This window comes from Yoonia sp. (assembly GCF_017854565.1).
In the GTDB taxonomy this organism is placed as follows: domain Bacteria; phylum Pseudomonadota; class Alphaproteobacteria; order Rhodobacterales; family Rhodobacteraceae; genus Yoonia.
In genome coordinates this window covers 1-12810 of record NZ_JAFMHJ010000057.1, presented here as the reverse complement: position 1 = coordinate 12810, position 12810 = coordinate 1, and the positions used below count along the sequence as shown (strand labels likewise).

General features: G+C 56.0%; 13 protein-coding genes. 9 read left to right on the top strand and 4 right to left on the bottom strand.

Annotation, left to right across the window (positions count from 1 at the left end; genetic code table 11):
• From QZ196_RS15675 to QZ196_RS15665, 3 genes are all read right to left on the bottom strand, one after another.
• A partial coding sequence (locus QZ196_RS15675) for a serine/threonine-protein kinase (RefSeq protein WP_296428117.1) occupies nt 1-870 on the bottom strand: 870 nt, incomplete at its 3' end.
• Between the two features lie 235 nt (nt 871-1105).
• Nucleotides 1106-2194 carry a ferrochelatase gene (hemH, locus tag QZ196_RS15670; RefSeq protein WP_296428115.1) on the bottom strand — a complete coding sequence of 363 codons (1089 nt, stop codon included), beginning with the start codon at nt 2192-2194 and terminating at the stop codon, nt 1106-1108.
• A 52-nt stretch (nt 2195-2246) separates the two neighbouring features.
• A complete protein-coding gene (locus tag QZ196_RS15665; RefSeq protein WP_296428112.1) occupies nt 2247-3074 on the bottom strand; it encodes an SAM-dependent methyltransferase in 828 nt (275 codons plus the stop codon).
• 22 nt (nt 3075-3096) lie between these two features.
• Here QZ196_RS15665 and QZ196_RS15660 point away from each other — a divergent pair, with 22 nt between their 5' ends.
• From QZ196_RS15660 to QZ196_RS15645, 4 genes are read left to right on the top strand one after another with little or no spacing between them, the layout of a single operon-like run.
• Nucleotides 3097-3819: a double zinc ribbon domain-containing protein gene (locus QZ196_RS15660; protein WP_296428109.1), complete on the top strand. Its 723-nt coding sequence runs from the start codon at nt 3097-3099 to the stop codon at nt 3817-3819.
• 32 nt (nt 3820-3851) lie between these two features.
• On the top strand, nt 3852-4109 hold the full coding sequence (gene grxC / locus QZ196_RS15655; protein ID WP_296428107.1) for a glutaredoxin 3: 258 nt from the start codon (nt 3852-3854) through the stop codon (nt 4107-4109).
• Complete coding sequence (locus tag QZ196_RS15650; RefSeq protein ID WP_296428106.1) at nt 4106-4933, top strand: carbon-nitrogen hydrolase family protein; 828 nt, start codon at nt 4106-4108, stop codon at nt 4931-4933. Before grxC ends, QZ196_RS15650 begins: the two co-directional genes overlap by 4 nt.
• Entirely contained in the window at nt 4933-5376 is a 444-nt protein-coding gene (locus QZ196_RS15645; protein WP_296428104.1) for a MarR family transcriptional regulator, read from the top strand. Before QZ196_RS15650 ends, QZ196_RS15645 begins: the two co-directional genes overlap by 1 nt.
• Here the strand turns inward: QZ196_RS15645 and ubiG are convergent.
• Nucleotides 5359-6126 (bottom strand): bifunctional 2-polyprenyl-6-hydroxyphenol methylase/3-demethylubiquinol 3-O-methyltransferase UbiG, encoded by a 768-nt coding sequence (gene ubiG / locus QZ196_RS15640; RefSeq protein ID WP_296428102.1) that lies wholly within the window; start codon nt 6124-6126, stop codon nt 5359-5361. The two genes, QZ196_RS15645 and ubiG, sit on opposite strands and share 18 nt — an antisense overlap.
• 62 nt (nt 6127-6188) lie before the next feature.
• On the opposite strand from ubiG, the gene pip reads away from it, so the two are divergent.
• The 5 genes from pip to QZ196_RS15615 all read left to right on the top strand — a co-directional run bounded on the left by pip (nt 6189) and on the right by QZ196_RS15615 (nt 12688).
• The gene (pip, locus tag QZ196_RS15635) at nt 6189-7184 is read left to right on the top strand and encodes a prolyl aminopeptidase (protein WP_296428100.1); all 996 of its coding nucleotides are present in this window, start codon (nt 6189-6191) and stop codon (nt 7182-7184) included.
• A 59-nt stretch (nt 7185-7243) separates the two neighbouring features.
• Nucleotides 7244-8236 (top strand): ABC transporter permease, encoded by a 993-nt coding sequence (locus QZ196_RS15630; protein ID WP_296428119.1) that lies wholly within the window; start codon nt 7244-7246, stop codon nt 8234-8236.
• Complete coding sequence (locus QZ196_RS15625) at nt 8233-9429, top strand: ABC transporter permease (RefSeq protein ID WP_296428098.1); 1197 nt, start codon at nt 8233-8235, stop codon at nt 9427-9429. The genes QZ196_RS15630 and QZ196_RS15625 overlap by 4 nt, the downstream gene beginning before the upstream one ends.
• Nucleotides 9426-11072, top strand: a complete 1647-nt coding sequence (locus tag QZ196_RS15620) for an ABC transporter ATP-binding protein (RefSeq protein ID WP_296428096.1) — start codon at nt 9426-9428, stop codon at nt 11070-11072. The genes QZ196_RS15625 and QZ196_RS15620 overlap by 4 nt, the downstream gene beginning before the upstream one ends.
• Nucleotides 11073-11146: 74 nt before the next feature.
• Nucleotides 11147-12688 (top strand): ABC transporter substrate-binding protein, encoded by a 1542-nt coding sequence (locus tag QZ196_RS15615; RefSeq protein WP_296428092.1) that lies wholly within the window; start codon nt 11147-11149, stop codon nt 12686-12688.
• Nucleotides 12689-12810 lie beyond the last annotated feature (122 nt).

Below are 12810 nucleotides of genomic sequence, written 5' to 3'. Positions count from 1 at the left end.
GACTGACTGCAAACGGTGCTTGGGCAAGACGCTCATTGCCTTGTCAATTGCTTTTAGAAATTCGGGTGCATACCCTTCAAATCGCCCGGCAAGCGGCTCGCACGGATCTGCGTTCCCACCGGCGACCTCGGCCATACGTGTCTGGCTGTTGGACGGAGCTGCGCCGCTGATGAGGTGATAGAAGCTGGCACCAAGCGCATATAGGTCGCTGCTTGGCGTCTGTTTTCCTCCGGCAAAGTAGAATTCTTGTGGCGAATACCCGTCTTTGACGATCAAAACGGCGGACAAAGCGCGCGTTTCGCGGCTCGCCTCTTCGCGCGCGGCACCAAAGTCAATCAGAACAGGGCTTCCCCATTTATCCAGCAAAATGTTGTCCGGGGAAATGTCACGATGCAGCAAGTCGCGTTCATGGACCATCTTAACCGCGTCCAGCACCTTGATCAAGACATCATGGATTTGCAGCGGCGTTAGTGCCTTGCTCTCATCATTGATGATGTCGAGCATGTCCTGTCCGTCGATCAAATCCAGCACCATGTAGGCTGTTTTATTGTCTTCAAAGACCCGATGAACGCCGACGATGTTGGGATGGCGCATCTTTGCGATGCTGCGTGCCTCGCGCATGAACATTTCAACTATTGATCGGTACTTGTCGTGATTGTCGCCGGAACGAACCATAACGCTTCTGCCTTCGCGGCGGCAAAACACTTCGGGAAAACACTCTTTGATCACAACGCTGCGATCCAAGTAATTGTCTTTGGCCAAATATGTGATTCCGAAACCACCAGTGCCAAGTTGGCGTACAATGGTAAATTCGTCACCAAGAAGCAACGCCCCCTCGGGCAGCGCCTCTGTCACGTCTGGGGGTATCATGTCACCCTCATTTAACTGCAAAGCAGTCATCTGGCCTCACTATGCGCAACAAAACCCGCCGCGCTCTCAAAACAAAACAAAACAAAACAATACCGATAATATATGATTGCTGAATATGTTTATTTTGAGGCTATTATGAGGTGAAAATCGGCATGCTCTGCCAGCACGCACGCCTATTTCGCTGTCTTTTCAATGCTATGACGCAACGTCACCTGCAAAACACCGCCGGACGTTGTTACTCCAGCCAGCCCCTCAAGTTCTTTTCTATTATCCCGGATAGCGCTGCAATATGGGCCGCATCATCATTGAGGCACGGGATATAGGTGAAGTGTTCGCCGCCAGCCTCCTCAAAGCTTTCCTTGATCTCTTCATTAATCTCTTCAAGCGTTTCAATGCAGTCAGCCGAGAACGCGGGCGCGCACACGGCGATGTTTTTGACGCCCTCTTCTTCGGCCAATCGGGCCACTTCTTTGACGGTGTAGGGTTTGAGCCACTCTTCGGGCCCGAACCGCGACTGAAATGTCGTCACGATTTGCGTGTTATCCCAGCCAAGCCGTTCCTTGAGCAGCCGCGTCGTTTTCTGGCACTGGCAATGATATGGGTCGCCTTCGCGCAGGTAACGTTCTGGCACGCCGTGATAGGAGCAGATCAGTTTCTCTGGCTTTGTTTCGGCGTTTTCATATGCCGTTTCAATAGACTGAGCGAGCGCTTCTATATAGGTTGGCTCTTCAAAATATGGCTCTACCACGCGGGCGACTGGTTGCCATTTTTCCTCCATCAGACAGCGAAAGAACTGATCGTTTGCTGTGGCCGACGTCGCCCCAGCGTAGTGGGGGTAAAGCGGGAAGAACAGTATCTTGGTGCAGCCTGCATCGACCATTTCGCGCACTTTGGACTTGGTCGACGGATTGCCGTAGCGCATGCAATAATCCACCATAACATCATCGCCGTAGCGTTCTGCCATCGTTGTCTTGATTGCGGCGGTTTGAGCCTTGGTGATCGTCAGCAGCGGGCTTTCGTCGGCTTCGTTGTTCCAGATCGACCGATAGGCGGCACCGGACGAAAACGGTCTCTTGGTCAAAATAACCAGCTGCAAAAGCGGCTGCCAGAGCCATGCAGAGTAGTCGACGACCCGCTTGTCCGACAGAAATTCATTCAGATATCGCCGCATCGCCCAGTAGTCTGTTCCGTCCGGTGTCCCGAGATTGGCAAGCAAAATGCCAACCCGCGCTGGCTTGATCTTGGGATGATCGGCAGGGGCATGCATGGGGCATGTGGCGGGCCGGTCAGTGTCGGCCTGGCTATCTGCATCGAACATTTTCATAACCCTTTGGATATAGTGATTTGTGTTGCAGTTAAATGAAATACGTACAGGGTCAATCTTTGGATTGGTTTAATGGCGTTTCTTGCGTCTCCAGCGCATCGGCAAGCCTTGTTTTGGCACTGCCCGGGCGTAGCGGTTGTGGCTGGCTGTCTGCGGGGGCCCAACCAGTCAGCGTGATGATCTCAAAGGTTGCATCAACACGGCCGGTTTCATTGGTGAAGTTTTCGGCATAAATCGTGGCCGCTTCGGTCATGATGTTGCGGCGGGTCGTGTGCCGGGGCCGGTGTTCCAAAGCGTTGTTTTCACCCATTTTGCGCAGGTCGTGCATGAGGTGAAACGCGTTCGCGTAGCTGGCGGTTAGCGGTATGCCGTCTGCAACAGGCAAGGCAAAGCCCGCACGTTGCAGGAGCGCGCCAAGGTCACGAATTTCACCCATTGGGGCGATGCGCGGCGACAGGCCACCAGCCACGACCGCCTCTGCTTCGGCCAACGACGCACGCAATTCGTGCAGCGTTTGTCCGCCAAGAAACGACGCAAGCAAAAGACCATCGGGTTTAAGCGCATGACGGCTTTGGACAAGCTGCCCAACCGGATCGTTGGCCCAGTGCAGGCACATCACGTGCAGCACCAAATCATGGGCCTGATGGTCAAGCGTGAGCACATCATCGTCAGCGACGATCACGGCATGCGGGAACCGCGCCTGCCAGAATTTTGGAAAACCCGTGACAATGGCCATCGAAGTAAAGGTTCTGTTAACCTCTTCAAGTCTTTCCTGCAGCTGGTCGGCAACTACGTCGTGGAGGAACAGTGCATCGGGTTCGGCCCTTGTGCGGTTGCGCAGCAAGGCGGGGCGATCAACAAGTCTGGGCATATTTTCCATAACCTCCATTTAGGGTGCATCAATGCGGTTGCAAAGCGTCATCAGAGCGATTTATCCGGCGCAGTGTGTCGCGTGTGATGCGCCAACAGAGGCAGAGTTCGGTTTGTGCGGCGCTTGCTGGCGCGATACACAGTTCATCGGTGGGTTGGTCTGTGATACCTGTGGCGCGCCATTGCCGGGAGATGACAGCGGCGACACGGTGCAGTGCGACGATTGTATGACGATTGCACGCCCTTGGGACCGTGGCCGAGCCGCGCTAATCTATAGTGGCATCGGGCGGCGGTTGGTTTTGGCGTTGAAACACGGGGATCGCACAGATTTGGCGCGACCTGCTGGGATGTGGATGGCACGGATTGCCCGACCATTATTGCGCGATGATACCGTTCTGGTGCCGGTTCCGCTGCATTGGCGCAGGCTGGTAAGGCGCCGCTACAATCAAGCGGCGCTGCTGGCGCATGGTCTAGGCCTCGTGTTGAATCGCCCTGTCTATCCTGACGCGCTGCTGCGCCCGCGCAAGACCCAATCACTGGAGGGGCATGGCCGCGCAGCACGGTTTGCCGCGCTCGCGGAGGCCATCGTGCCCAACCCCAAGAGGCTCACCGCTGTCCATGGCAAATCAGTCCTGTTGGTTGATGATGTGATGACCTCTGGTGCGACTTTGGGAGCCTGCGCCGAGGCGGCCCGCGCAGCCGGGGCGGCACATGTTTCGATTGTTACTCTGGCAAGGGTCGTCAAAGATGCCTAGATGATTGCAGGTCGGATCAGAGGATAAGAATGATGAGTACGGTCGAGATTTACACAAAACCAACCTGTGGCTTTTGTCATGCCGCCAAACGTCTGCTAACGTCAAAGGGCATCAGTTATTCTGAGGTCAATATCGCCGCTCAACCTGATCGGCGCGGCGAGATGATAAAGCGCGCCAACGGCAGCAGCACCGTTCCGCAGATTTTTATTGATGGCACCCATGTTGGCGGTTGCGATGATCTTTTTGCGCTTGAGCGGGGCGGCAAGTTGGACGCCATGCTGGCCGCATGAAGGCTGCACTGCTGCAACTGACATCTTCGGATGAACCGCAGGCCAACCTGCCAGTGACCTGCGACCTGATCGCGCGGGCGGTGGACAAAGGGGCGGGATTTGTCCTCATGCCTGAAGTGGCGAACTGCGTTTCCCAAAATCGCGCACATCAAGAAGCCGTATTGCAGACCGAGGCGGATGATATCACGTTGGCCGGAATGCGCGCCGCCGCCAAGCAGCACGCCATATGGCTGTCAGTCGGATCGCTTGCGCTGAAAACGAACGATCCGGATGGACGCTTTGCGAATAGGTCATTTGTGATTGATCCGACAGGTCAGATCGTGGCGCGATATGACAAAATTCATATGTTTGACGTCACGGTGTCCGACACAGAAAGCTACCGCGAGTCAGCGGGATATCGCCCAGGCGACCGGGCGGTCGTTACCCATACGCCGTTTGGCACATTGGGTTTAAGCATTTGTTATGATGTTCGTTTTGCGTATCTTTACAGGGCTTTGGCGCAAGCCGGAGCAGACATCATGCTCGTACCTTCGGCATTTTCACCGGTGACCGGTGCAGCGCATTGGGAAGCGCTCTTGCGTGCCCGGGCGATTGAGACAGGATCCTATGTATTGGCCGCAGCGCAGTCAGGGTATCACCCATCGGCAGGCACAAGCCGCCAAACTTATGGCCATTCGATGGCTATTTCGCCATGGGGCGAGGTGTTAGCCGATGCCGAAGATGGCTGCGACATGGTGATGGTTGATCTTGACCCAAGTGTAGTGGCACAAAGTCGCCAACGTATTGCGGCCTTGACCCACGACCGCCGATTTGAAGGTCCTTGATGTCTGACAGTGCTTCCAACCTTGCCGTATCACTTTTCAGTGAAATCCTTGCTGTGGACCAGTTGGCCCGGGCAAGCATGGCGCGCGTATTGCCCAAAGGCATGGAGCTTTCGCATTTTTCGGTGTTGAACCATCTTGCACATGCCGGGGTCGAACGATCGCCAGCGCAGTTGGCCAAGACATTTCACCTGACCCGTGGGGCCATGACCAATACGCTGCACAAACTGGAGTGGGCGGGATGGGTGCATATTCGTCCCGATTGGGATGATGCCCGCCGGAAAATGGTCGCGATCAGCCCCTCTGGACAGGCGGCCCTTGCGGCGGCCCTTGCGGCCATTGCGCCTGTGATTGCCGAAGTGGTCGGCAATGTTGGCGAAGACAAAGTACGTATCGCCTTACCGGTCTTGCGTGAAATGCGCCTGTTGCTAAGCCGATTTGATTGAAGTGGGGGGCTTGATCGCTGTCGTGACATAGTTCACCGACAGGTCCCTGTCCGAGATAGACCATGTGAACCGGGCAAAGTTAAAGACGAAACCCTTGCGGTCAACCGGCGTCATGCCGGCCGTTTCAAGCAGTTTGAACAGCTCATCCGGGGTTATGAACTTGGCCCATTCATGCGTGCCCTTGGGAAGCCAGCGCATGACCCATTCGGCCCCGACAATCGCCATCGCGAATGATTTCGGGTTCCGGTTTATGGTCGAACAGATGTGCAAACCGCCCGGTTTAAGCAGCTGCTGGCATGCGGTCAGATAGCCTTGGGGGTCGGCGACATGTTCGACCACCTCCATATTCAGGACTACGTCAAATTGTTCGCCCGCCTCTGCCATCGCTTCGGCTGTGGTGTGCCGATAGTCGATTTGCAGCCCGGATTGTTCGGCGTGAACTTGCGCGACGGGTATGTTTCGTTCGGCGGCGTCTGCCCCGACGATCGTGGCACCAAGCCGTGCCATCGGTTCACACAGCAGCCCGCCACCGCAGCCGATATCTAGGATCCGCAGCCCCTTGAAGGGTTCGGCACTGTTCAGGTCCAGCCCGAATTCTGCGCCGATCTGCCGGGTGATATAGTCAAGCCGCACAGGGTTCATCATATGCAGGGGCTTGAACTTGCCGTTGAGGTCCCACCATTCTGCGGCAATTGCCTCGAACTTGGCGATTTCTGAAGGATCAACGGTATTGGTGGCTGTAGCAGACATTTCTTGGCTCCGATTGTGCGGCGGTCATGGTCAGGCGTTTCAAGACGCGATATAGGTTGGAAATGGACAAAGTCGTAGGACAAAAGCGCCCAGGTGCGCATCTTTACTCGCCTAGCGATCCGTTTGATCAACGGATGCTGGATGTGGGCGACGGTCACCGGATCTATGTGGAGCAGTGCGGACGGCCCGATGGCATCCCGGTTGTGGTGTTGCATGGTGGCCCCGGTGGCGGGTGTAGCCCGGCGATGCGCCGATACTTTGATCCGACGGTGTTCAGGGTTATTTTGTTCGATCAGCGCGGTTGTGGGCGGTCGCGCCCCCATGCGGGCGTAGATGCCAATACAACCTGGCATTTGGTCGCTGATATTGAACAAATTCGCGCAACACTGGAGATTGATCGTTGGATTGTCTTTGGTGGCAGTTGGGGCGCGACACTCGCCCTGATCTATGCGCAGGCCCACGCTGATCGCGCTGCGGCGCTTGCACTGCGCGGAGTGTTCTTGATGACCCAGCCAGAGTTGGATTGGTTCTATGGCGGCGGGGCGGGGAAATTCTGGCCGGACTTATGGGCTAATTTTGCAGGCCTTATTCCAAAAGACGAGCAGGGTGATTTTATCGCGGCCTACCACCGCCGTCTGTTTTCGGGCGATATCCCGCTTGAGACACGCTATGCCCGCGCTTGGACATCTTGGGAAAATGCCCTTGCGTCGATGGACAGCGATGGCGCGACGGGCGAAAGCCCTGCTGACTATGCCCGTGCATTTGCGCGGCTAGAGAACCATTATTTCCAGAATGCGGGTTTCCTGACGGCTGATCAGCAGATTTTGCACCCGGCACAGATGGCCAAGATCGCAGATATTCCCGGTGTGATCGTGCAGGGCCGCTATGATATGATTTGCCCGCCCGTGTCTGCACATACGTTGTCACAGATGTGGCCGAAATCGCGCCTGACGCTGATTGGCCGCGCCGGTCATGCCCTGTCAGAGCCGGGAATTAGCGTTGAGCTGGTCCGGACAATGGACGCAATGGGCGCGCAGCCCGGCCTGTTGGGTCTTTAGGCTTTACAGGCAAGGTCCAGCGGTTACAGTCGTTGTTAACCAACGGGGATACCGTCGTTTTGGGCAATGTCTTGAAGATTATCCTGCAGCGCCTTGCGCTGGGCATGCTGACGCTGCTGATCGTTTCGGTGGTAATCTTTGTCGCGGTAAATCTGTTGCCCGGTGATTTCGCTGAATCGATATTGGGTCAAGGTGCAACGCCCGAGGCCGTTGCGTCGATACGGCGCGATCTGGGCTTGGACCAGCCGCTTGTCGTGCGGTACTTTGACTGGCTTGGCGGTGTGGCGCGCGGCGATTTGGGGTCCAGTTTTGCACAAGCCAATTTTGCAAGCTTCACCGGCACAAATTCGGGCACCAAGACGGTTGCAGATCAAATCGCACCGCGGTTTGCCAATACCATGTTTCTGGCCACGGTGACTGCGGTGATCGCGGTGCCTTTTGCGATTATCCTAGGTATTATGGCCGCGCTTTATCGCAATTCCGTGTTCGACCGGGCGACGAACATTCTGACCCTATCGTCAATTTCCAGCCCGGAATTCTTTCTGGCCTACATTTTGATCCTGTTTCTTGCGGTGCTGAACCCTATCCTGCCATCGCTGTCGAATATTTATGACGGGATGGCGTTTGGTGACCGACTAGAGAAAACGCTGCTGCCTGCGCTGACGCTGACGCTGGTCGTTACGGCGCATATGATGCGGATGACACGGGCGGCGATTATCAATCTGCTGGCGTCCCCCTATATCGAGATGGCGCGCCTGAAGGGTCTGTCGCCGATCCGCGTGATCGTGCGGCACGCGCTGCCCAATGCGCTGGCGCCGATCATCAATGTCATTGCGTTGAACCTTGCGTATCTGATCACGGGCGTTGTCGTCGTCGAGGTGGTGTTTGTCTATCCGGGCATTGGTCAGCTGTTTGTCGATAGTGTCAAAATCCGTGATATTCCCGTCGTGCAGGCCTGCTGTCTGATCTTTGCTGCGGCCTATATTCTGCTGAACCTGACCGCCGACATCATGTCGATCCTGTCCAACCCGCGGATGAGGCACCCGAAATGATGTGGTTTGCGATATTCCTTGTTGGCTTGGCCGCTATTGCGTGGGCGTTTCGGTTTGCCGGGCAGGCAGCGACGGGCAAGGCACCGTATTTTCGCGATATGACCTTTGGTGTAGCCTATGGTTATGTGATTGGCGCGGCGGTACTGGCGTGGCTGGCTTGGGCGTATATGCAGGGGCGCAGCGTGGACCCGCTGATTGCCAACAAGTTCTTTTTTCTGCGCATTGCGATTGAAGGGTTCATTATCTGCGCCATTGCTGCGTGGCTGTTTCGCTTGCTGGGCCGCGCAGTTGGTACCGGTTGGAGCCGCAAGATGTTTCGGTCCATGCCGCTGACCGCATCATTTGGCGTACTCACGATCCTGATATACGCCGTTTTGGCGATTTTTGCCGGTGTGCTGGCCCCATACGGGCAAGAACAGATCATTCCCGGCGTGGCAGCCAATATTGTGCCGGGCGGGGATCCGGCGCTGGGCGGAAACCCCGACTTCCCATTTGGGACAGATCAGATTGGCCGCGATATCTTAAGTCGGTTGATTTACGGTGCGCAGAATACCGTGGGCATTGCTTTTGCGACAACGCTGCTGGCGTTTTTCCTTGGCGGTACATTTGGGTTTCTGGCGGCAACATTAGGTGGCTGGCTGGATCAGCTGCTGTCGCGCGCTGTGGATGTGCTGATGGCGATCCCGTCACTGATTTTTGCGCTGCTGTTGATGACCATTGCCAGCGTCTGGGCCCCGCGCACGGGCATACCGTTGACCGTATTTATGGTGCTGATCATCGCAGTGATCGACAGTACCCGTGTGTTTCGGCTGGCGCGGGCCGTCGGGCAGAACATTGTCGTGATGGACTATATTGAGGCGGCAAAGCTGCGCGGTGAGGGGATGGGGTATCTGGTCTTCAGGGAAATCCTGCCTAACGCGACGGCTCCTTTGTTGGCAGAGTTTGGTTTGCGGTTTTGCTTTGTATTCCTGACGATTGCGGCGTTGTCGTTTCTTGGCGTGGGCATTCAGCCGCCGCTGGCGGATTGGGGCACAATGGTGCGTGATTTGGGCGGCTTTGTGAATTATGCCCAGTTTGCGCCTCTGGCTGCGACGGCCCCGCTGTTGGCAGCGGGTGCGATTGCCATGCTGACGATTGCGGTCAACTTTGTCGTAGACTGGATGCTGCAAAAATCTTCGGGGTTGAAGGAATGACCGAACCGCTGTTGAAAATGCGTGGTGTTAAGCTGGAAGGCCGCAGTGACGAGGTGTGGAGCCCGATCATCAATGGCATTGATCTGACGCTGATGCGCGGTGAGGTGCTGGGGTTGATTGGCGAATCCGGTGCGGGGAAATCCACGCTTGGTTTGGCTGCCATGGGGTATACCCGTGACGGCGTGCGGATCAACGCCGGGACGGTAGAGTTTGATGGAATTGATCTGCTGGCGGCCTCTGCTGCGACCAAACGGAATTTGCTGGGCAAGCGGATCGCATATGTTGCGCAATCTGCCGCCGCCAGCTTTAACCCGGCACATCGCCTGATGGATCAGCATGTCGAAGGTCCCGTGCAACACGGCGTGATGTCGCGCACCGAGAGCGAGTCGGACGCGATCGAGCTGTATCGCAAGCTGCGTTTGCCAGACCCAGAACAGATCGGGTTTCGCTATCCGCATCAGGTGTCGGGGGGCCAGTTGCAGCGGGCGATGACCGCGATGGCGATGTCGTGCCGCCCGGATCTTATCATCTTTGATGAGCCAACGACCGCATTGGATGTGACCACCCAGATTGAAGTGCTGGCGTCGATCCGGGACATCGTAGAACAGTTTAATACGGCGGCTATCTATATCACGCATGATCTTGCCGTCGTCGCGCAGATGGCCGATAGAATTAAGGTCTTGCTAAAGGGTGATGAGGTAGAAACCGCTGATACGCGCACAATGCTGGCGGCGCCGACGCAGGAATACACCAAATCCCTTTGGGCCGTCCGGAGCTTTCAACGCCCCAGGAAGCCTGCTGTCATCGTGGGTGCGGTGCCGGTGATCAGTGTGCAGTCGGTAGATGCCCGTTACGGCACGACCCCGGTTTTGCATGACGTCAGCTTTGACTTGCATGAAGGCCGTACCGTTGCCGTGGTCGGTGAAAGCGGATCGGGCAAATCGACGGCGGCGCGCTGCATTGCGGGGCTATTGCCGCCGGCGGCAGGGCAGATTCTGTTGGATGGTCAGGTTTTGCCGCCTGATTATCGCAAGCGGTCGAAAGATCAGCTCCGACAGGTGCAGATGATTTACCAGATGGCCGACACGGCATTAAATCCGCGGATGTCCGTGGGTCGGATTATTGCGCGGCCGGTGCAATTCTATCTGGGCTTGACCGGGGCTGTGAAACGCAAACGTGTTGATCAACTGCTGGAACAGATCGAGATGGAGCCGACGGAGTATTACAATCGGCTTCCATCAGAACTGTCTGGTGGCCAAAAGCAGCGCATCGGCATCGCCCGCGCCTTGGCCGCAGAGCCGAAGTTTATCATTTGTGATGAGGTGACATCAGCGCTGGATCAACTGGTCGCAGAGGGTATCTTGCGGCTATTGGCAAAATTGCAGGATGATTTGCACCTGTCATACATGTTCATTACCCATGACCTTGCGACTGTCCGCGCGATAGCCGACGAAGTTGTCGTCATGAAAGATGGGCGTGTGGTAGAGCGGGGACCAAAAGACGTAATGTTCAAGCCGCCGCATGACCCCTACACTGAACTTTTGCTGTCGTCGGTCCCTGAAATGGACCCCGATTGGCTAACCAATCTGCTGGCGGAACGCGGAGTTGATGACATCGGCGGTGCTGCTGTTGATAAGATGTAAAACGAATCATGTGCCAATAGGGCCAGAATTACCGGCCGCCATGGGCAAGAATAGAATGATATGGGAGAACGATCATGAGTGGAATTAGCAGACGCGGTCTATTGAAGACAGGGGTTGCCGCTGGCGTCCTTGGCCTTTCCGGCATGCCGCTACGGGCACAGACAAGGGGCGGCAAGTTCACTGCCGGTCTGTCAGGCGCGAACACATCTGACAGCTGGGATGGCAGGACACATTCGGACGTGTTCATGATCTCGGCGGCGCTTGGCGGTGTGTTTGATGCGCTGACCGAAGTGGCCGCCGACGGGTCGCTCAAGGGCGAATTGGCCGAAAGCTGGGAAGCGACGGCCGACGCCAAGACGTGGACGTTCAACCTGCGCCAAGGTGTCACGTTCCACAATGGCAAGGCGTTCGGGGCCGATGATGTGATTGAATCCCTGCAGATGCATGTCGCTGAAGGCTCTAAATCTGCGGCTCAGCCGTTGGTGGCCGCCATCACCGAGATGAAGAAGATGACCGAGCATCAGGTGCAGTTCACGCTTGAAAGCGGGAACGCGGATTTCCCTTATCTGATGTCGGATTATCATTTGTTGATGTATCCTGCCGGCCAAATTGAAGAGGCGATCGCGAACGGGATAGGTACGGGTCTTTATTCCGTAGTGGCGTTTGATCCCGGCGTGCGTTTCGTCGGTCGTCGTGTGTCGGACCACTATAAAGGCGACAGCGCTGGTTTCTTCGATGAAATAGAGCTGATCGCCATCAATGATAATACCGCCCGGATGAATGCGCTGATGACGGGACAGGTCGATGCAATCAACCGTATTGATTTCAAGGCTGAGGCGCTGTTGAAGGCAAACCCACGGCTGCGCGTTCAGGAAGTTACAGGTAACCAGCATTATTCCTTTCCAATGCTCACAAAGTCCGCGCCGTTCAATGACGTGAATGTGCGCAAAGCATTGAAATACGGGATCAATCGTCAGGAAATGGTTGATAAGATCCTGCTGGGTCACGGCCGTGTGGCCAACGATACGCCGATTGGGCCCGCAAACCAGTATTATGCCGGTGACTTGGAGCAGTTGGCGTATGATCCTGACAAGGCGAAATTTCACCTGCAACAGGCAGGTATGGATAGCCTCAATATCGACCTGTCAGCATCCAACGCAGCGTTTGAAGGTGCTGTGGATGCGGCCCAGTTGTACCAGGCGGCCGCCGCACCAGCAGGCATCAATATCAATGTGGTGCAGGAACCTGCCGATGGCTACTGGTCCAATGTTTGGTTGAAAAAGCCGTTCTGTGCCAGCTATTGGACCGGGCGTGCAACCGAGGACTGGATGTTCTCATCTGCTTACGAGGCGGGTGTGCCGTGGAACGACAGCCAGTGGGACCATCCCCGGTTCCAAGAGCTTTTGTATTCAGCCCGTGCCGAACTGGACAGTGACAAGCGTCGCGAGCAGTACCGTGAAATGCAGATGATCCTACGTGATGAGGGAGGCGTGATCATCCCGATGTTTGCCAACTTTGTGCAGGCTGTCAGCAATCGGATCAGCACGCCGGATACGATCGGCAACACAGCGCAGATGGACAACAACCGGATGATTGAACGCTGGTCGGTGGCTTAATTCCAATAATTATTGTTTTTTTGCGCCCCATCGAAAGGTGGGGCGCTATTTTGTTTAACAGACCTAATTGTATGAAAAACATCATTAATCTGTGGCTTTGACACAGTTTTCGCCTTTTTACG